At 70.7% G+C, this 18,691-nt stretch carries 16 protein-coding genes; 12 read left to right on the top strand and 4 right to left on the bottom strand.

Annotation, left to right across the window (positions count from 1 at the left end; all coding sequences use genetic code 11):
* Window positions 1-7 precede the first annotated feature (7 nt).
* From iolB to ACFWM2_RS24790, 4 genes are all read left to right on the top strand, one after another.
* Entirely contained in the window at window positions 8-823 is an 816-nt protein-coding gene (gene iolB, locus ACFWM2_RS24775) for a 5-deoxy-glucuronate isomerase (RefSeq protein ID WP_383283827.1), read from the top strand.
* Window positions 820-2,727 carry a 3D-(3,5/4)-trihydroxycyclohexane-1,2-dione acylhydrolase (decyclizing) gene (iolD, locus tag ACFWM2_RS24780; RefSeq protein ID WP_383283830.1) on the top strand — a complete coding sequence of 636 codons (1,908 nt, stop codon included), beginning with the start codon at window positions 820-822 and terminating at the stop codon, window positions 2,725-2,727. Before iolB ends, iolD begins: the two co-directional genes overlap by 4 nt.
* 13 nt (window positions 2,728-2,740) lie before the next feature.
* Window positions 2,741-4,243 (top strand): CoA-acylating methylmalonate-semialdehyde dehydrogenase, encoded by a 1,503-nt coding sequence (gene mmsA / locus ACFWM2_RS24785; protein WP_383283833.1) that lies wholly within the window; start codon window positions 2,741-2,743, stop codon window positions 4,241-4,243.
* Between the two features lie 376 nt (window positions 4,244-4,619).
* Window positions 4,620-6,047 carry an APC family permease gene (locus ACFWM2_RS24790; RefSeq protein ID WP_383283836.1) on the top strand — a complete coding sequence of 476 codons (1,428 nt, stop codon included), beginning with the start codon at window positions 4,620-4,622 and terminating at the stop codon, window positions 6,045-6,047.
* Here ACFWM2_RS24790 and ACFWM2_RS24795 read toward each other — a convergent pair.
* Window positions 6,040-6,453, bottom strand: coding sequence for a GNAT family N-acetyltransferase (locus ACFWM2_RS24795; RefSeq protein WP_383283839.1), 414 nt, complete (start codon window positions 6,451-6,453; stop codon window positions 6,040-6,042). The genes ACFWM2_RS24790 and ACFWM2_RS24795 overlap by 8 nt on opposite strands.
* A gap of 116 nt (window positions 6,454-6,569) precedes the next feature.
* Here ACFWM2_RS24795 and ACFWM2_RS24800 point away from each other — a divergent pair, with 116 nt between their 5' ends.
* The 3 genes from ACFWM2_RS24800 to ACFWM2_RS24810 all read left to right on the top strand — a co-directional run bounded on the left by ACFWM2_RS24800 (window position 6,570) and on the right by ACFWM2_RS24810 (window position 11,780).
* A complete protein-coding gene (locus tag ACFWM2_RS24800) occupies window positions 6,570-9,212 on the top strand; it encodes an alpha/beta fold hydrolase (RefSeq protein WP_383283842.1) in 2,643 nt (880 codons plus the stop codon).
* Entirely contained in the window at window positions 9,209-10,072 is an 864-nt protein-coding gene (locus ACFWM2_RS24805) for an ABC transporter permease (RefSeq protein ID WP_383283845.1), read from the top strand. The genes ACFWM2_RS24800 and ACFWM2_RS24805 overlap by 4 nt, the downstream gene beginning before the upstream one ends.
* A gap of 145 nt (window positions 10,073-10,217) precedes the next feature.
* Complete coding sequence (locus tag ACFWM2_RS24810; RefSeq protein WP_383283848.1) at window positions 10,218-11,780, top strand: von Willebrand factor type A domain-containing protein; 1,563 nt, start codon at window positions 10,218-10,220, stop codon at window positions 11,778-11,780.
* A gap of 1 nt (window position 11,781) precedes the next feature.
* Here the strand turns inward: ACFWM2_RS24810 and ACFWM2_RS24815 are convergent, their stop codons facing one another.
* Window positions 11,782-12,357 (bottom strand): TetR/AcrR family transcriptional regulator, encoded by a 576-nt coding sequence (locus tag ACFWM2_RS24815; RefSeq protein WP_383283851.1) that lies wholly within the window; start codon window positions 12,355-12,357, stop codon window positions 11,782-11,784.
* A gap of 174 nt (window positions 12,358-12,531) precedes the next feature.
* Here ACFWM2_RS24815 and ACFWM2_RS24820 point away from each other — a divergent pair, with 174 nt between their 5' ends.
* Together ACFWM2_RS24820 and ACFWM2_RS24825 are read left to right on the top strand one after the other, a co-directional pair.
* Entirely contained in the window at window positions 12,532-13,350 is an 819-nt protein-coding gene (locus ACFWM2_RS24820) for an SDR family NAD(P)-dependent oxidoreductase (protein WP_383283854.1), read from the top strand.
* 82 nt (window positions 13,351-13,432) lie between these two features.
* A complete protein-coding gene (locus ACFWM2_RS24825) occupies window positions 13,433-15,352 on the top strand; it encodes an AMP-dependent synthetase/ligase (protein ID WP_383283857.1) in 1,920 nt (639 codons plus the stop codon).
* Window positions 15,353-15,445: 93 nt separating this feature from the next.
* Here ACFWM2_RS24825 and ACFWM2_RS24830 read toward each other — a convergent pair whose 3' ends face one another.
* Together ACFWM2_RS24830 and ACFWM2_RS24835 are read right to left on the bottom strand one after the other, a co-directional pair.
* Complete coding sequence (locus ACFWM2_RS24830) at window positions 15,446-15,853, bottom strand: rodlin (RefSeq protein WP_383283860.1); 408 nt, start codon at window positions 15,851-15,853, stop codon at window positions 15,446-15,448.
* 200 nt (window positions 15,854-16,053) lie between these two features.
* A complete protein-coding gene (locus ACFWM2_RS24835; RefSeq protein WP_383283863.1) occupies window positions 16,054-16,464 on the bottom strand; it encodes a rodlin in 411 nt (136 codons plus the stop codon).
* A gap of 255 nt (window positions 16,465-16,719) precedes the next feature.
* Between ACFWM2_RS24835 and ACFWM2_RS24840 the strand changes: the two genes are divergently transcribed.
* From ACFWM2_RS24840 to ACFWM2_RS24850, 3 genes are all read left to right on the top strand, one after another.
* A complete protein-coding gene (locus ACFWM2_RS24840) occupies window positions 16,720-17,130 on the top strand; it encodes a rodlin (RefSeq protein WP_383283866.1) in 411 nt (136 codons plus the stop codon).
* Between the two features lie 265 nt (window positions 17,131-17,395).
* Window positions 17,396-17,653 (top strand): chaplin, encoded by a 258-nt coding sequence (locus ACFWM2_RS24845; protein ID WP_383283869.1) that lies wholly within the window; start codon window positions 17,396-17,398, stop codon window positions 17,651-17,653.
* A 104-nt stretch (window positions 17,654-17,757) separates the two neighbouring features.
* Window positions 17,758-18,663, top strand: a complete 906-nt coding sequence (locus tag ACFWM2_RS24850) for a chaplin (protein ID WP_383283872.1) — start codon at window positions 17,758-17,760, stop codon at window positions 18,661-18,663.
* Window positions 18,664-18,691 lie beyond the last annotated feature (28 nt).

An 18,691-nucleotide genomic window follows, 5' to 3' on the forward strand; every position in this document is an offset into this window, starting at 1 on the left:
GGACAGGATGACGAGCAACGAGCTGTACGTCCGCAAGGGCGCGTCCGCCGGCCCGCTGTACGCCGTCGACATCGACCCCAAGCGCGCCGGCTGGACCCACTGCAGCCTGCGCGTCATCGAACTCGCCCCGGGGAATACCCATACGTTCACCACGGGTGACAGCGAGTGGATCGTGCTTCCCCTCGAGGGCGGTTGTACCGTGCGGACAGAGGGCGAAGAGTTCCAAATCCTGGGCAGGGACAGCGTGTTCAGCGGAGTCAGCGACTTCGTGTACGTGCCCCGTGACGCCCGGGCACTGATCGCCTCCGGTGCGGGAGGCCGCTTCGCCCTGGCAGGAGCGAAGTGCGAGCGCCGACTCCCCGCCCGCTACGGCCCCGCGCCGGAGGTTCCCGTCGAAGACCGCGGCAGCGGCACCTGCGCCCGCCAGGTGCGCAACTTCGCCTCGGCCGACGCCTTCGACTGCGACCAGCTCATCGCCGTCGAGGTCATCACTCCCGGCGGCAACTGGTCCTCGTATCCGCCCCACAAGCACGACGAGCACCGGCCGGGGCAGGAGACCGAGCTGGAGGAGATCTACTACTTCGAGATCGACGGTCCGAACGGTTTCGGGTATCAGCGCGTATTCCCTTCGCGTGAGGGCGGATCCGACGTCCTCGCCGAAGTCCGCACCGGCGATGCCGTCCTCGTCCCCGACGGATGGCACGGCCCCTCCATCGCCCAGCCCGGCCACACGATGTACTACCTGAACGTGATGGCCGGACCGGGCAAGGAGCGGGAATGGCGGATCTGCTTCCACCCGGAGCACACGGAGGGGTACCGATGACAGAGCCGACGGCGAAGGCGCCACGGACGACGACCCGGCTGACGGTCGCGCAGGCGCTGGTGCGTTTCCTGACCGCCCAGTTCACGGAACGGGACGGAGAGCGGCAGCGGCTGATCGGCGCCACCTGGGGCATCTTCGGCCACGGGAACGTGGCGGGGATCGGCCAGGCCCTCGTCGAGTACGGCGACGAGATGCCGTACCACCAGGGCCGCAACGAACAGGCCATGGTGCACGCGGCGGTGGGGTACGCGCGGCAGTCCAACCGGCTGTCGACGCACGCCGTCACCACCTCCATCGGTCCCGGCGCCACCAACCTCGTCACCGGCGCCGCCCTCGCGACGGTCAACCACCTCCCGGTGCTGCTCCTGCCCGGCGACATCTTCGCCACCCGCGCCGCGGACCCGGTGCTCCAGCAGCTCGAAGCGCCGTACGCGGGCGATGTGTCGGTCAACGACTGTCTGCGCCCGGTGTCGAAGTACTTCGACCGGATCGCCCGCCCCGAGGCGCTCATCCCGGCCGCGCTCCAGGCGATGCGGGTGCTCACCGACCCCGTCGAGACGGGCGCGGTCACGCTGGCGCTGCCGCAGGACGTGCAGGCGGAGGCGTACGACTGGCCGGAGGAGTTCTTCGCGGAGCGCGTCTGGACCGTCCGGCGTCCCGCGCCCGACTCCGCCGAGCTGTCCGCCGCGGTACGGGCGGTCCGCGAGGCCCGTCGGCCGCTCATCGTGGCCGGCGGCGGCGTCCATCACAGCCGCGCCGAGACCGCGCTGGCGGAGCTCGCCGGGGCCACCGGCATCCCGGTCGCCTCGACCCAGGCGGGCAAGGGGTCCCTTCGGTGGGACCACGCCCAGGACGTCGGCGGCATCGGCCACACCGGCACCGCGACCGCCGACGAACTCGCCCGCACCGCCGACCTGGTGATCGGCGTCGGCACCCGCTACACGGACTTCACCACCGCCTCGGGCACCCTCTTCAGCAACCGGTTCGTGCGCTTCCTGAACCTCAACATCGCGCCGTACGACGCCCACAAGCTGTCCGGACAGACCCTCGTCGCGGACGCGCGCGCCGGACTCGAAGAGCTCACCGAGGCCCTCACGCTGCATGGCCACCGCGTCGAGCCGGCGTACGTCACCGAGTACACCGACGACAAGGAGCGCTGGGAGTACCGGGTCGACGCCGCGTACGAGGCGGAGGACCCCGACATCCGGCCCACCCAGCCGCAGGTCCTCGGCATACTCGACGCGCTGGTGAACGAGGAGGACATCCTCATCAACGCGGCCGGTTCGCTCCCCGGCGACCTGCACAAGCTGTGGCGGGCCCGCTCCCGCGACCAGTACCACGTGGAGTACGGCTACTCTTGCATGGGCTACGAGATCCCGGCCGCGATCGGCGTCCGGATGGCGGCGCCGGGACGTCCCGTCTGGGCGCTGGTCGGCGACGGCACCTATCTGATGATGCCGACGGAGATCGTCACGGCGGTCCAGGAGAACATCCCGGTCAAGGTGCTCATCCTGCAGAACCACGGCTACGCGTCCATCGGCGGGCTCTCGGAGTCGGTGGGCGGCGAGCGTTTCGGCACCGCGTACCGCTACCGGTCCGCCGACGGTACGTACACGGGGGCTCCGCTGCCCGTCGACCTGGCCGCCAACGCGGCCAGCCTGGGCCTGCGCGTCCTACGCGCGAAGACCGTCCGTGAGCTGCGGGCGGCGCTGGCCGAGGCGCGGGCCGCGGACACTCCCACATGTGTCTACGTGGAGACCGAAACGGCAGACACAGTGTCGGGCGCGCCTCCGGCCCAGGCCTGGTGGGATGTACCTGTGGCCGAGACCGCGACCCGACCGTCGGCGGTCAAGGCGCGCGACGAGTACGACCGGCACGTCTCCACCCGACGCCGCCATCTGTGAGGGAGTTACTGGCATGACGAAGATCGTCAACCACTGGATCGGCGGGAAGCCCGCCGAAGGCGTGTCGGGTACGTACGGGCCGGTCACCGACCCGGCGACCGGCGCCGTCACCACGAAGGTCGCCTTCGCGACCGCCGACGAGGTGGACGCCACGGTCGCCGCCGCCAAGGAGGCGTACGCCACCTGGGGCACCTCCTCGCTCGCCCGGCGGACCGCGATCCTCTTCAGGTTCCGCGCCCTGCTGGACGCCAACCGCGACGCGATCGCCGAGCTGATCACCGCCGAGCACGGCAAGGTGCACTCGGACGCGCTGGGCGAGGTCGCCCGGGGCCTGGAGATCGTCGATCTGGCCTGCGGGATCACCGTGCAGCTGAAGGGCGAGCTGTCCACCGAGGTGGCCTCCCGGGTCGACGTGTCCTCGATCCGCCAGCCGCTGGGTGTCGTCGTCGGCATCACGCCGTTCAACTTCCCGGCCATGGTGCCGATGTGGATGTTCCCGATGGCCATCGCGTGCGGGAACACGTTCGTCCTCAAGCCGTCCGAGAAGGACCCCTCGGCGTCGATGAAGATCGCCGAGCTGCTCGCCGAGGCGGGCCTGCCCGACGGCGTCTTCAACGTCGTGCACGGCGACAAGGTGGCCGTCGACCGTCTGCTGGAGCACCCGGACGTCGCCGCGGTCTCCTTCGTGGGCTCCACCCCGATCGCCCGCCACATCCACACCACCGCCGCCGCGAACCACAAGCGCGTCCAGGCCCTGGGCGGCGCCAAGAACCACATGCTGGTCCTCCCGGACGCCGACCTGGACGCGGCCGCCGACGCCGCGGTCTCGGCCGCGTACGGCTCGGCCGGTGAGCGCTGCATGGCGATCTCCGCGGTCGTCGCGGTGGGCGCGATCGGCGACGAACTCGTGGCGAAGATCCGCGAGCGCGCCGAGAAGATCAAGATCGGTCCCGGCAACGACCCGGCGTCCGAGATGGGCCCGCTGATCACGGCCGCCCACCGCGACAAGGTGGCGTCCTATGTGCGGGGCGCCGCCGACCAGGGCTCCGAGGTCGTCCTGGACGGCACCGGATACACGGTCGAGGGTTTCGAGGACGGCCACTGGATCGGCCTCTCGCTGCTCGACCGGGTGCCGGTCACCTCGGACGCGTACCGGGACGAGATCTTCGGCCCGGTGCTGTGCGTCCTGCGGGTGGACACGTACGAGGAGGGCCTCGACCTCATCAACGCCTCGCCGTTCGGCAACGGCACCGCGATCTTCACCCGGGACGGCGGCGCCGCCCGCCGCTTCCAGCTGGAGGTGGAGGCGGGCATGGTCGGCGTGAACGTGCCGATCCCGGTGCCGGTGGGCTACCACTCCTTCGGTGGCTGGAAGGACTCCCTCTTCGGCGACCACCACGTCTACGGCAACGACGGGACGCACTTCTACACCCGCGGCAAGGTCGTCACCACCCGCTGGCCGGACCCGTCCGAGGCCCCGACCGGCGTCGACCTGGGGTTCCCGCGCAACCACTGAGCGTGCTCGGAAACGCCCGTGCAGCCGTCCGCATTGCGGACGGCTGCACGTTTTTTTCATGCCCCCGCAACGGTTCCCGTTCAGACGGGATGAAACGGATGACGCAGGGGTTCTCGCTCAATGACCTTCGAAAGCAAGGTCACATTCCTACAGGTCTTGATGATTGCCACATAGGGGCGTCAAAGCCTGGGAAAGCGATGTGACCTGAGTCGCTTCCGAACTGCGGATTCCGTAGGTAAACAGCCATTGACGTGATGGTTTTCGTCGGGGTTCCATTCAGCGCCGGGAGCGGATGAGAGATGTACGACACGAGCCGCCGGAGGCGATAACGCTCCCGCCCGAATCACCTGACGCACGAGTCGATCGGAACCGCTTCATGACCGACACGCTCCGCCCTGTCGAGACCGCCGTCCTGGACGCCGCCCCCACGGCCTCCGGCAGCCCTCAGCTCAAGCGTTCCATCGGAATCGTGGGGGGCACCCTGCTGACGCTCTCCTGCGTGACCCCCGCCTCCACGCTCTTCGTGGTCGTGCCCGATCTCTTCTCGTCCCTCGGTACCGCGACGGCGCTCACCATCGCCATCGGCTCGGTCCTCTGTATCGCCGTGGCGTTCTGTTACTCGGAGCTGGGCACCCTCATCCCCAGCGCGGGCGGCGAGTACGCCATGGTCTCGACGATGGCCGGCCGCCTCGCCGGCTGGCTGGTCTTCGTGCTCTCCCTGCTGGTCGTGATGATCGTGCCGCCGGTGATCGCCATGGGCACGGCGGACTACCTGGCGCCGATCGTGCATCTGAACCCCTCGATGGCGGGCGCCGGCGTGATGCTGCTCGCCACCCTCGCCGGCCTCCTCGACCTGCGGGCCAACGCCTGGATCACCGGCGTCTTCCTGGTCCTCGAAGTCATCGCGGCGGCCGTCGTGGCGGTCCTCGGCTTCTCCCACGGCGAGCGCGGCCTCGGCAGCCTCACCTCGATGCAGGTCGCGGGCTCCGGAGGCCACACGGACACCGTCACGGCCATGCTGGTGGTCTCCGGGCTCGCCATCGCCCTCTTCATCACCCAGGGCTTCTCGACCGCCGTCTATCTCTCCGAGGAGCTGGAGAACCCGCGCCGCAACGTCGCCCGCACGGTCCTGGCCACCCTCGCCATCTCGACGGTGATCATCCTGGTGCCGGTCGTCGCGATCACCATGGGCGCCCCGGACCTCTCGGCCCTGACCGGCGGTGACATCAGCAGCATGGTCACCGCTTGGTCCAACTCCGCCGTCGGTACGTTCGTCAGCCTCTGCGTGGCCCTCGCGATCATCAACGCGGGCATCGTCATGGTCATCCAGAACTCCCGCGTCCTGTTCGCCTCCGCCCGCGACAAGGCCTGGCCCGAGCCGGTCAACCGGGGCCTCTCCCGCCTCGGCCGCTTCGGCTCCCCCTGGGTCGCCACGCTGCTCGTGGGCGTCCCCGGCGCGCTGCTGTGCTTCGTGAACCTGGACACCCTGTACGGCGTCACGGGCGTCTCCGTCACCGGCATGTACCTGCTCGTCGCGGTCGCCGCGCTGCTCTCCCGGCGCGGCAAGCACGCCCACACCTCCGCCTGGCGCATGCCGCTGTGGCCCGCGGTGCCGGTCCTGCTGATCGGCGTCCTCGCCTACATCCTCAGTCAGCAGGAGACCGGCTACCTGCTGTGGACCGGCGGCATCACGGCCGTCGCCACCCTCTACTGGGCCTTCTACCTGCGCCCGCGCCGCGAGACCCGCTGGCTGGTGTCGATCCCGGAGGACGGGCAGGACGAGGCTCTGTCCGGCGTCAGCTGAAGTCCCACGTCATCACGGTGCACGTGCCGTCGTCCTTGCCACCCGCGCTGCGGTAGGTGGCGAGGGCGACGTCGTTTCCGGTGTCGACGCCGACCCACATCCCGTAGCAGCCGCGTTCGCGGGCGAGGGCGGCCAGCGTCCGGATCAGCGCGCGTGCGGTGCCCCGCCGCCGGTAGGGCTCGGCGACCGCCAGCTCGTACAGGAACATTTCGGCTCCCTTGTCGGGATGCACCGTCTCCACACCGCTCACGAACGCCACCGGGCCCTCCCCCTCCTCGTGGGCGAGGAAGAGATGGTGTCCCTGCGTGTCCAGGAAGCGCCGGGCCCACTCGGGCCGTACGGGGTGGTCGAAGAGGTGCTCGGCGGCGGCCAGTTCGTCGACGGTGGTGGCGCGGCGAATCTCCATGGGGCGTTCGTACCACGGCTGCGGTACACGCGGCCGCGACCGTACTCCCAGGGGAGGGCGGTGGGTTCAACCCGGTGGCTGCATCGGTTGTCGGTGCGGGCCTTTACCGTTGACGCATGGATCTTCGACTGCCCCGAACCGCGCTGCGGGGGCCGCGCCGGTGGATCGCCGCCGCGGCCGCCGTGGTCGTGCTCGCCGGCGCCGGTACGTGGACGGCTGTCGCCTCGGACGAGGCCCCACCCGTGCACCGTGCCGACAGAGTCATGTCCGTGGGCGACGGTGTGAGGATCGACACGTCGTACTTCACCGCGGGCTCGGGCCGCCGCCCGGCCGTGCTGCTGGCCCATGGCTTCGGCGGCAGCAAGGACGACGTCCGCAGCCAGGCGGAGCAACTCGCCCGCGACGGGTACGCGGTTCTGACCTGGTCGGCCCGCGGATTCGGAAAGTCCACCGGCAAGATCGGGCTGAACGACCCCAAGGGCGAGGTCGCCGACGCCTCGAAGCTCATCGACTGGCTGGCCGAGCGCCCGGAGGTGCAGCTCGACAAGGCCGGCGACCCACGCGTGGGCGTCAGCGGCGCCTCGTACGGCGGAGCGGTCTCGCTGCTCGCCGCCGGGTACGACCAGCGGGTCGACGCGATCGCCCCCGAGATCACGTACTGGAATCTGGCGGACGCCCTGTTCCCGAACGGTGTCTTCAAGAAGCTCTGGGCCGGCCTGTTCATCAGCTCCGGAGGCGGCTGCGACCGCTTCGAGGCGCAACTGTGCGCCATGTACAACCGGGTCGCCGAGGCCGGGAAGCCGGACGCGGCGGCCCGCGCGCTGCTCGACGCCCGGTCCCCGTCGGCCGTCGGCGACCGCATCAAGGTGCCGACCCTCCTGGTGCAGGGGCAGACCGACTCGCTCTTCCCGCTCGGCCAGGCAGACGCGACGGCGAAGGCGATCCGGGCCAACGGCGCGCCCGTCGACGTCGACTGGATCTCCGGCGGCCACGACGGCGGTGACATGGAGACCGGCCGCGTCCAGGCCCGGGTCACCTCCTGGTTCGACCGCTATCTGAAGGACGACAAGAACGCGGACACGGGCCCCGCCTTCCGCGTCACCCGCACCGGAGGCATCGACTCCACCGACGGCGCCGCGCAGTTGCGAGGCGCGAGCGGGGACACGTATCCGGGCCTGGAGAGCGGACGCCGCGCGGTCTCGCTGGCCGGCCGCGAGCAGAGCTTCCGGAATCCGGCGGGCGCGTCTCCGCCCGCCATCTCGGCCCTCCCCGGCTTCGGCGGCTCCGGCGGCCTGTCACAGCTCTCGTCCCTGGGCGTGGGCGTCTCGCTCGACTTCCCCGGGCAGTACGCGAAGTTCGAGTCGGCCCCCGTCGCCGAGGACCTGCGGATCACCGGCTCACCGACGGCCACGGTGCACGTGAAGTCGACCGGCGACGACGCGGTGCTCTTCGGGAAGGTCTACGACGTCGGTCCTGACGGCAGCCGGCAGGTGCTGCCCTCACAGCTAGTGACGCCGGTGCGGGTCGAGGGCGCGAAGGCCGGCAAGGACGTCGAGCTCACCCTGCCGGCCATCGACCACGAGGTGCAGAAGGGCCACCGGCTGCGCCTGGTCGTCGCCTCGACGGACCTCGGCTACGCATCACCGGTGAGCCCCGCCACCTACACGGTCTCGCTGAAGGGCGACCTCCAGGTGCCGACCGCCCCCGGCGTGACGACCGCGGCCGCACCGCTGCCCGCCTGGGTGTGGTGGCTGCCGCTGGCCGGCGCTCTGGTCGCCCTCGCCCTGCTGCTCACCGGCCGCCGCCGGACGAGCGCGGGACCGCCCGACCCCGAGCTGGCCGAAGTCCCGCTGCAGATCACGGACCTGAGCAAGAAGTACGCCAGGTCGGCGGACCGGTACGCGGTCCGGGAGCTGTCGTTGCGCGTGGAGAAGGGCCAGGTCCTCGGCCTGCTCGGGCCGAACGGCGCGGGCAAGACGACCACGCTGCGCATGCTGATGGGCCTGATCAAGCCGGACGACGGCGAGATCCGCGTCTTCGGACACGCGATCCGGCCGGGCGCACCGGTGCTCTCCCGGGTCGGTGCCTTCGTCGAGGGCGCCGGCTTCCTCCCGCACCTCACGGGTCGCGAGAACCTGGAGCTGTACTGGCAGGCCACCGGACGCCCGCCCGAGGACGCCCACCTCGCCGAGGCGCTGGAGATCGCGGGCCTCGGTGACGCGCTGGCCCGCGCGGTCCGCACGTACTCCCAGGGCATGCGCCAGCGGCTCGCCATCGCCCAGGCCATGCTGGGGTTGCCGGACCTGCTGATCCTGGACGAGCCGACCAACGGCCTCGACCCGCCCCAGATCCGCGAGATGCGCGAGGTCATGATCCGTTACGCAGCGGCGGGCCGTACCGTCATCGTCTCCAGCCACCTCCTCGCCGAGGTCGAACAGACCTGCACGCATCTGGTGGTCATGGACCGGGGACGGCTGGTCCAGGCGGGCCCGGTGGCCGAGATCATCGGCTCCGGCGACACCCTCCTGGTGGGCACCGGTTCACGCGTGGAGGAGCCGGTGGTCGAGAAGGTCGCCGCGCTGCCCGGCGTGCTCTCGGCCGTGGGCACCGAGGACGGGCTGGTGGTCCGCCTCGAGCCCGGCGGCAGCGCACAGCACCTCGTGGTGGAGCTCGTCCGGCTCGAAGTCCCGGTGGCATCGGTCGGCCCCAACCGCCGGCTCGAAGACGCCTTCCTCACCCTGATCGGAGGCTCCGCATGAGCACGCTCGTCGAGCGGACCGAGACGGCCGACGGGTACCGCGCGCGGCGGACACTTCCCCTGCGCGTCGAGCTCGTACGGCAGTTGAAGCGGCGCCGCACCCTCGTCATGGGGGCGGTCCTCGGACTGCTGCCCTTCGTCCTCGTCGTCGCCTTCGCGATCGGCGGCGAGCCGGGCTCGCGCAACGGCCAGGTGACCCTGATGGACACGGCCACCGCGTCGGGGGCGAACTTCGCCGCGGTGAACCTGTTCGTGTCCGCCGGCTTCCTCCTGGTCGTCCCCGTCGCGCTGTTCTGCGGGGACACGATCGCCTCCGAGGCGAGCTGGTCCTCACTGCGGTATCTGCTGGCGTCGCCCGTTCCCCGGGCGCGGTTGCTGTGGTCCAAGCTGGTGGTCGCGCTCGGCCTCAGCCTGGCCGCGATGGTCCTGCTGCCGATCGTGGCGCTGGCCGTGGGTACGGCGGCCTACGGCTGGGGGCCACTGGAGATCCCCACCGGCGGCGCGCTGTCCACGGGCACCGCGACGCAGCGCCTGCTGATCGTGGTGGCGTACATCTTCGTGTCCCAACTGGTCACCGCCGGGCTCGCGTTCTGGCTGTCGACGCGGACGGACGCCCCGCTGGGCGCGGTCGGCGGCGCCGTGGGCCTCACGATCGTCGGCAATGTGCTGGACGCGGTGACCGCCCTCGGCGACTGGCGCGACTTCCTGCCCGCGCACTGGCAGTTCGCCTGGGCCGACGCCGTCCAGCCGAACCCGGAGTGGGGCGGCATGATCCAGGGCACGGCCGTCTCGGTAACGTACGCGCTCGTGCTGTTCGCCCTGGCCTTCCGCGGTTTCCGGCGAAAAGACATCGTGTCGTAGGTCTCCGGAGGGTCACCTACCGGTCTCAACGGCCGCCTGTCGTGGCCGCTTCGAGATCCATCCGCAACGCCCTGTAGCGCACATCCGGGCCCCCTCGGCCGTCACAGTCACAGACGACGGCGTCAGCTGACACGAGGGGGCACAGATGGAGCGGTACCGAATACGGCGGCTGCGCGGCGCGCTGGTCGCCCTCACGGCCGCGGGCGGCCTGCTGCTGTCCGCCTGCAGCGGGAGCGGCGGCAGCCACGACAACTCCTCCGACGGTTCGGACAAGTCCGGCGGCCGTACGCTGCCGCTGCCCGCCCCGGACGGGACCTCGGGCTCCGCCCAGGAGGAACAGAAGGGCGAGCAGACGGGCGACGCCGGCCGTGAGGTCGCGCCGTCCCCCGACTACCTCTCCACCTTCGCCCTGGACGTCGACACCGCCTCGTACGGCTTCGCCCGCCGGACCCTCGCCGACGGTCGGCTGCCCGAGCCGTCGACCGTCCGCCCCGAGGAGTTCGTCAACAGCTTCCGCCAGGACTACGAACGCCCGGACGGCAACGGCTTCTCGGTCACCGTGGACGGCGCCCGCACGGAGGAGAAGGGCTGGTCGCTGGTCCGCGTCGGCCTCGCCACCCGAGCGGCGCACGACGAGAGGGAACGCCCGCCGGCCGCCCTCACCTTCGTCATCGATGTCTCCGGCTCCATGGGGGAGCCGGGCCGGCTCGACCTCGCCAAGGACTCCCTCGACGTGATGACGGACCGGCTGCGCGGCGACGACTCGGTCGCGATCGTCACCTTCAGCGACGAGGCCGAGACCGTCCTGCCGATGACCCGGCTCGACGGCCACCGCGGCCGCGTCCACCGTGCGATCGACCGTCTGGAGCCCACCAACTCGACCAACCTCGGCGCGGGCGTGCGGGCCGGCTACGACACGGCCGTCAAGGGCGTGCGCGAGGGTGCCACCAACCGCGTCGTCCTGCTCTCCGACGCACTCGCCAACACCGGGGACACCGACGCGGACAGCATCCTGGAACGCATCTCCGACGCCCGCCGGACGCACGGCATCACCCTCTTCGGCGTCGGCGTGGGCAGCGAGTACGGCGACTCCCTCATGGAGCGCCTCGCCGACAAGGGCGACGGCCACACGACGTACGTCTCGAACCGCGACGACGCCCGCACCGTGTTCTGCGAGGAGCTCCCGAAGAACATCGACCTCACCGCCCGCGACGCCAAGGCCCAGGTCGCCTTCGACCCGCGGACGGTCGAGCAGTTCCGGCTCATCGGATACGACAACCGGCAGGTCGCCGACGAGGACTTCCGGGACGACCGGGTGGACGGCGGCGAGGTGGGCCCGGGCCACACGGTCACCGCGCTCTACCTCGTCCGCACCGCTCCCGGCGCCGCCGGCCACCTCGCCACCGCGAGCATCCGCTGGCTCGACCCGGGCAGCCGCGCCCCGCACGAGGAGACCGGCCGGCTGGAGGCGTCCTCCCTCGGCGACGACCTGTGGACGTCGTCCTCCCCGGGACTGCGGCTCGCCGCCACGGCCGCGTACTTCGCCGACGCCCTGCGCCATGGGGACAACCGCTGGACGCGCCTCCCGGGCAGCCTCCCCCTGGGCGAACTCGGCGCCCACGCCGACGAGTTGGCGAACAGGTCCGAGGACAGGGCGGTACGCGAGCTCGCCGACGCCATCGAAACCGCGACCCGCTTGAAGCGCTGAGTCAGACGGCGCCGGGCCGCCGCCCGGCGCCGTGCAGCAGCGTGTCGACGACGAGCGTCGCCAGGGTGTCGGGATCGGGGTCCGGCCGCTCGTCGCCGTGCAGGGCCTCGCCGATCAGGGCGTAGTAGACGCGGCGGACCCACTCCAGGTCCACGGCCGGGTCGAGCAGGTCTTCGTCCCTGGCCCGTCCCAGGAGTTCGAGGCAGCGCGCCCCGAGCTGGTCCCAGCCCGCCGCGGCGGCGCCGCCCTCGTCGGTCGGCTGCCCCAGCGCATAGCTCCAAGCCCCCTTGATCCGCAGCACGTTGGCGGTGACGCGATGCAGGGCGACCAGCGGTGGCGTGGTGTCGGGCCGCGCGTCCTCGATGGCCTGCGCGAGCTGCCGTACAGCTGACTCGGCGAGCGCCTCGATCAGCGCCTGCCGGCTGGCGAAGCGCCGGTGGACCGTCGTCCTGGCCACCCCGGCGGCCTCGGCGATCTGCTCCATGGACGCGCCCGGATCGGCGGCGAGCACCCGCTCGGCCGCCTCCAGAATCGCGCGCACACTGCGCTCGGCATCGGCCCGCAGTGCTCGGCCCATGGACTCCTCCACTCCGTCGGTTCCTGACCCCACTGGACGTAGATGATACGCCGGAGTCGCCATTCCCTTGTTATCTGCATCAGTGATGTTGCAATTAATAGAATAAGAGCTACAGTGGTGTCTTAGTTAGACGTTCGGCTCGTCTTCGCCCCGACCTTCTGAAGGGGAACAGCCATGACCGCCACATCCACCGCCCTCATCACCGGTGCCTCCTCCGGACTGGGTGCCGAGTTCGCCACCCAGCTCGCCGCCCGCGGCCACGACGTGATCCTCGTCGCCCGCTCCCGGGACCGCCTCGAAGAACTGGCCGACCGGCTGCGTACGGCGCACGGCGTACAGGCGCACGTCCTGCCCCAGGACCTCGCCGAGCCCGACGCCGCCGACCGCGTCGCCGAGGCCCTCGCCGCCCGCGGTCTCACCGTCGACCTGCTGGTCAACAACGCCGGCTTCGGCACCTGCGGCCGCTTCGAGGAGATCGACCCGCGCCGCGAGCACGACGAGATCATGGTCAACGTCGTCGCCCTCGTCGACCTCACCCACGCCGTGCTCCCCGGCATGCTGGAGCGCGGCTCCGGTGCCGTCCTCAATGTCGGCTCCACGGCGGGCTATCAGCCGTCGCCGTACTTCGCGGTCTACGGCGCCACCAAGACGTTCGTCCTCAACTTCTCGCTGGCGCTGCGCCAGGAGTACCGAGGACGCGGCATCCGGGTCACGGCCCTGTGCCCCGGCCCGGTCGAGACGAACTTCTTCGAGGCGATCGGCACCCGCAGGGCCGCGCTGGCGGGCACCTTCACCACCTCGGAACCGGTCGTTCGCGCGGCCCTGCGCGCCCTCGACCGCGACCGCGCGTACGTCACCCCGGGGCTGGGCAACGCACTCGGCGCCCACCTGAACCCCCGCCGCCCGCGCACCCTGGTGGCGGCGATCGCCGAGCGCGTCACACGCAAGGTGCTGGACCCGGAGCAGAAGCCCGCCGCGCCCGCGACCACCTGAACCGACCCCGCACAACCCATTGAATTTCCGTTACGCCTCGGTAAGTTGACCCTCGTTCAACACCCTGGGACCGGGAGCCGTCATGGGCGTACGCAAGGACCTGAAACGGGCACAGCAGCGCACCGATCTCGCGGCCCGCGGCGAGATCGAGCTGATCAGGGACGACACCGGCACGGTCCGCGAGGTGCGCGCCGGCCCGCTGGCCCCGAGGGTCACCACCGGCAGCACCGCCGACCTGCCCTTCACCAACGCCGCCGAGACGCCCGAGGCCGTGGTACTGCGCCGCAAGCAGGGCGGCACCTGGCGCCCGGTCACCGCGGCGGCCTTCGCCCGCGAAGTCACCGCCACCGCCAAGGGACTGATCGCCGCCGGTCTCGAACCCGGCGGCCGGGTCGCCGTGATGTCCCGCACCCGCTACGAGTGGACGGTCCTGGACTTCGCCGTCTGGGCCGCCGGCGGCCAGTCCGTCCCCGTCTACGCCACCTCGTCCCCCGACCAGATCGAGTGGATCGTAGGGGACTCGGGCGCCCGCTTCGTCTTCACGGAGACCCCGGAGAACACGGCCGCGGTGACCACCGGCACCGCCGGACATCCCGAACCCCCGCGCATCTGGGAGATCGAGGCCGGTGCGCTGCCCGAACTCGTCGCCCTGGGCCGGGACATACCCGACGCCGAGGTCACCAAGCGCCGTGCCGCCCTCACCCTCGACACGGTCGCCACCATCTGCTACACCTCCGGCACCACCGGACAGCCCAAGGGCTGCGTCCTGACGCATGCCAACCTGCACGCGGAGGCCGCGAACACCGTCGAGCTGCTGCACCCGATCTTCCAGGCGGTCACCGGCCAGATCGCCTCGACCCTGCTCTTCCTCCCGCTCGCCCACATCCTCGGCCGCTCACTCCAGATCGCCTGTCTGATGGCCCGCATCGAACTGGGCCACTGCCCGACCCTCAAGCCCGACGAACTACGCCCCGCGCTACGGGAGTTCCGCCCCACCTTCCTCGTCGGCGTCCCGTACCTCTTCGAGAAGATCCACGACACCGGCCGCGCGACCGCCGAGAAGATCGGCCGCGGCGCCTCCTTCGACCGCGCCGACCGCATCGGCGTCCGCTTCGGCGAGGCCTACCTCGACAAGTTCCTCGGCCGCGGCAAGGGCCCCGGCCCGGGCCTCTACGCGGCCTGGGCCCTGTACGACCTGCTGGTGTACCGCCGTATCCGCAAAGAGCTCGGCGGCCGCATGCGGTACGCCATCAGCGGCGGTTCCCCGCTCGACCGCAACCTCAACCTCTTCTTCGCCGCGGCCGGAATCATCGTCTACGAGGGCTACGGCCTCACCGAGACCACCGCCGCGGCCACCATCGTCCCGCCGCTGACACCCCGCCCCGGCACGGTGGGCCTGCCCATCCCCGGCACCGCGATCCGTATCGCGCAGGACGGCGAGGTCCTCGTCAGGGGCGAGGTCGTCTTCGGCGCGTACTGGAACAACCCGTCGGCCACCGACGCCGTCCTGAGCGACGACTGGTTCGCCACCGGCGACCTCGGCTCCCTCGACGAGGACGGCTTCCTCACCATCACCGGCCGCAAGAAGGACATCCTCGTCACCTCCGGCGGCAAGAACGTCTCCCCGGCCGTCCTGGAGGACCGGCTGCGCAGCCGGTCACCCGTGGGCCAGTGCCTCGTCGTCGGCGACAACCGCCCCTACATCGCCGCCCTGATCACCCTGGACCCGGAGGCCGTGACCCACTGGCTCGCCGTGCGCGGACTGCCGGCCGACACCTCCCAGGCCGACCTCGTGCGCGACCCCCGCCTGCATGCCGCCGTCCAGAAGGCCGTGGACTACGCCAACGAGGCGGTGTCCCGAGCCGAGTCCATCCGCGACTTCGCCCTGGTCCCCGGCGAGTTCACCGAGGAGAACGGGCTGCTCACCCCGTCCCTGAAACTCAAGCGCCACGCGGTGACAGCGGCGTACGCGGACGAGATCGACGCCCTCTACCGGACCTGAGGGAGCCGCCCCGGGCACGGGACCGCCCGTCGGCGGACATGGGAACAGCGGGCCGCTCCGAAGAGCGACCCGCTGTCCTTGGCGCTGAGGAGATCAGCTGCGGTCGGCGCCGTTGCCCGACAGGACCGGGATGTTGTCCAGGATGTGCGACAGCGGCTCGTCGCCCTTGGCCTGGGTGGAGTTCTCGGTGCACTGCTGGTTCTGCGGGGCCGACAGGATCGGGATGTCCTGGACGGCGATCGGCACGAGGCCGACGAGCGAACCGACGTTGGCCTTGACCGGCAGGCCGACACACGGCTTGTTCAGGGTGCCCTGGACCAGCGAGAGCTGGGGGCTCATGTCGCCCTTGGTCGCCTGGTTGCCGTACTTCTGCTCGGAGCCATTGCCGTTGGCGGTGGTGACGCCTTCGTCGTTGCCGATCGCCAGCGCCTGGGGCGCGGCGGCAGCCGAAATACCGGCGATAGAAGCGGCAATGGCCGCGGTCGCCCACAGCTTCTTCATGTTGGTTCCCTTCGGAGAGCGGACTCCGTTGCGGAGCCGCACGTTGATCAACAATGCGATGGAGGGTGTGGATGCGGGGTATGCCCCGATTGGCCCACAGGGTTTCTCCGGGACCGGAGAGATGACGCGTCGTCGTTGACGCGACAGCGGCAGCGGGCCACCGGCAGACCGGCGGCCCGCTGTCCGCGAGGCTGAGGAGATCAGCTGCGGTCGGCGCCGTTGCCGGACAGGACCGGGATGTTGTCCAGGATGTGCGAGAGCGGCTCGTCGCCCTTGGCCTGGGTGGAGTTCTCCGTGCACTGCTGGTTCTGCGGGGCCGAGAGGATCGGGATGTCCTGGACGGCGATCGGGACGAGGCCGACCAGCGAACCGACGTTGGCCTTGGCGGGCAGACCGATGCAGGGCTTGTTCAGCGAGCCCTGGATGAGGGCCATCTGCGGGCTCATGTTCCCGTACGTCGCCTGGTTGCCGTAGATCTGCTCGGCACCGTTGCCATTGGCGGTGGTGACGCCGTTGTCGTTACCGATCGCCAGCGCCTGGGGCGCGGCGGCAGCCGAGGCTCCGACGACGGAAGCGGCGACAGCCGCAGCAGCCATAACCTTCTTGATCACTTGCATGGTCCCTTCTGGAGTAACCCCGTCCACCGGAGCGACCTGGACAACTCGACCTGGGCCGCATGGTTGCTCTGATTCACCCCAATGGCCCAAATGAGGAACCGATTGCACGACATACGCGCACGCGGAATTCTGCGGGAATTCAGATGAACTGAACGGTCCGACCGGGTGACGTCGCGAAACCAATCCCGCCTTGCCCGGTTGAAGGGGCGCAGAGCGTGAGTCTCCAGCCAGGAAAGAACCGGAGAAAAAATGTTCAAGAAGGCAATGGCCGCTGCGGCGGTCGCGGCTTCCGTCGTCGGTGTCTCGGCCGCCGCCGCCCCTCAGGCGCTTGCCATCGGCAACGACAACGGCGTCACCACCGCCAACGGCAACGGCGCCGAGCAGTCGTACGGCAACGCCGTGTCGGACGGCTCCATGAGCTCGCAGTCCTCGCTGGTCCAGGGCTCGCTGAACAAGCTCTGTGTCGGCCTGCCGCTCAAGGCCAACGTCGGTGCGCTGGTCGGCCTCGTGCCGATCGCCGTCCAGGACATCCCGATCCTGTCGGCGCCGCAGGACCAGCAGTGCGCCGAGAACTCCACCCAGGCCAAGGGCGACGAGCCGATCTCGCACATCCTGGACAACATCCCGGTCCTGTCCGGCAACGGCGCCAGCCGGAGCTGAGCTGTCGCACCGACGGGATTGTCCCCGGCTCCAGCTGAGTACGGAGCCGGGTCGGGCCCGGGCGGGCCGCCGATTTCGGCGGCCGGCCCGGGCCTTACTGCTCATTGAGGGTCGTGACGTCAATTCGGCGCGAAGCGTTCGAGTGAATTGTCAAACGCCTCACGTTCCGCAGTTTCTTCGGACGTCCGCTCCTCGTTTACAGCCTGCAGGTCGTGCTGCGAGCCGTACATAGCGGTGCTCGCTCGGTTTTGGCCGACACAGGGGCATGACCGCTGAGAAGGGAAAGCACGTGAAGCACAAGAAGAGCGCTGCTGTCGTCGCCGGCGCGATCATGGCCCTCGGTATGGCCGCTCCCGCGTTCGCCGACTCCGGTGCCGAGGGCGCCGCCGTGGGCTCTCCGGGTGTCCTCTCGGGCAACGTCGTCCAGGTCCCGATCCACGTGCCCGTCAACGTGTGCGGCAACTCGGTCGACGTGATCGCCCTGCTGAACCCGACGTTCGGCAACGTCTGCGTCAACGACTGACGTCGTACCGCACCAGCCGTACGGCTGAGTCATGCCGGCCTTGGACTGACCTATTCGGCTCCGAGGCCGGCTTTCCCACTTCTTCAAGCAGGAAGACTACGAGATTGCGACAGACCCTGAGCAGGGGAATGGTCGTGGCCGCGGCCGCGACGGGCATTCTGTCCATGTACGGCACCCCCGCGTTCGCCGACTCCCAGGCGAACGGAGGCGCGGCTGACTCGCCCGGTGTCGGCTCGGGCAACAACGTGCAGGTGCCGGTGGGAGTGCCGGTGAACGCGTGCGGCAACTCCGTCGCCGTGGTCGGCGCGCTCAACCCGTCCTTCGGCAACTCCTGCGCCAACGGATCGAGTTCCCACGGTTCCCACGGATCGCACGGTGCTCCGCACCACTCCTCCCACCACGGCTCCGGCCACCACGGCGGGTCGGGTTACGGCGGCTCGGGTTACGGCGATTCGGGTTACGGCGGCTACGGCGGCTCGTCCGGGCACTCCGGCTCCTCGACGCACGGCGGGACGCACGGTTCGCCCGGTGTCGGTACCGGCAACGACGCCCAGGCGCCGGTCGACGTACCGGTGAACCTCTGCGGCGACACGGTGGACGTGGTCGGCGTGGGCAACCCCGCCTTCGGCAACGAGTGCGGGAGCGGGCACCCCGGGCACCAGGGTTACGGCGAGGAGACCCCGCCGCACCACCAGCCTCCGCACGGCCCGCCGCACCACCACCCCCACACCCCTCCCCACCACCCGCCGCACGGCACGACCCCGCACTCCCCGCCCGGCACACCGCCGCGCACTGTGCCCGGCACTCCTCCGATCACGCGGACCGTGACGCCCCCGAGCGTTCCGCCCACCACCCGCGCGATGACCCCGCCCGGCATGCCGACCGAGGCCGGGCCCAGCCTGGCCCACACGGGCGGCGACGATGTGCTGGCGGCCGCGGCCGCCAGTGCCGGACTGCTGATCAGCGGAACGGTTCTGTACCGCCGAGGCCGGGCCGCGACCCGCCGGTAGTGCTCCGGGTGCCGGACGCCTCGCGCCC

This window comes from Streptomyces sp. NPDC058371, assembly GCF_042723265.1.
Lineage (GTDB): Bacteria > Actinomycetota > Actinomycetes > Streptomycetales > Streptomycetaceae > Streptomyces.

What these genes read in the sequence shown, in the direction of transcription:
- ACFWM2_RS24825 (WP_383283857.1), top strand. Translation starts at nt 13,433, where the DNA reads ATGGGCGTACGCAAGGACCTGAAACGGGCACAGCAGCGCACCGATCTC.
- mmsA (WP_383283833.1), top strand. Translation starts at nt 2,741, where the DNA reads ATGACGAAGATCGTCAACCACTGGATCGGCGGGAAGCCCGCCGAAGGC.
- ACFWM2_RS24820 (WP_383283854.1), top strand. Translation starts at nt 12,532, where the DNA reads ATGACCGCCACATCCACCGCCCTCATCACCGGTGCCTCCTCCGGACTG.
- ACFWM2_RS24815 (WP_383283851.1), bottom strand. Translation starts at nt 12,357, where the DNA reads ATGGGCCGAGCACTGCGGGCCGATGCCGAGCGCAGTGTGCGCGCGATT.
- ACFWM2_RS24810 (WP_383283848.1), top strand. Translation starts at nt 10,218, where the DNA reads ATGGAGCGGTACCGAATACGGCGGCTGCGCGGCGCGCTGGTCGCCCTC.
- ACFWM2_RS24800 (WP_383283842.1), top strand. Translation starts at nt 6,570, where the DNA reads ATGGATCTTCGACTGCCCCGAACCGCGCTGCGGGGGCCGCGCCGGTGG.
- iolD (WP_383283830.1), top strand. Translation starts at nt 820, where the DNA reads ATGACAGAGCCGACGGCGAAGGCGCCACGGACGACGACCCGGCTGACG.
- ACFWM2_RS24845 (WP_383283869.1), top strand. Translation starts at nt 17,396, where the DNA reads ATGACCGCTGAGAAGGGAAAGCACGTGAAGCACAAGAAGAGCGCTGCT.
- iolB (WP_383283827.1), top strand. Translation starts at nt 8, where the DNA reads ATGACGAGCAACGAGCTGTACGTCCGCAAGGGCGCGTCCGCCGGCCCG.
- ACFWM2_RS24805 (WP_383283845.1), top strand. Translation starts at nt 9,209, where the DNA reads ATGAGCACGCTCGTCGAGCGGACCGAGACGGCCGACGGGTACCGCGCG.
- ACFWM2_RS24790 (WP_383283836.1), top strand. Translation starts at nt 4,620, where the DNA reads ATGACCGACACGCTCCGCCCTGTCGAGACCGCCGTCCTGGACGCCGCC.
- ACFWM2_RS24830 (WP_383283860.1), bottom strand. Translation starts at nt 15,853, where the DNA reads ATGAAGAAGCTGTGGGCGACCGCGGCCATTGCCGCTTCTATCGCCGGT.
- ACFWM2_RS24795 (WP_383283839.1), bottom strand. Translation starts at nt 6,453, where the DNA reads ATGGAGATTCGCCGCGCCACCACCGTCGACGAACTGGCCGCCGCCGAG.
- ACFWM2_RS24840 (WP_383283866.1), top strand. Translation starts at nt 16,720, where the DNA reads ATGTTCAAGAAGGCAATGGCCGCTGCGGCGGTCGCGGCTTCCGTCGTC.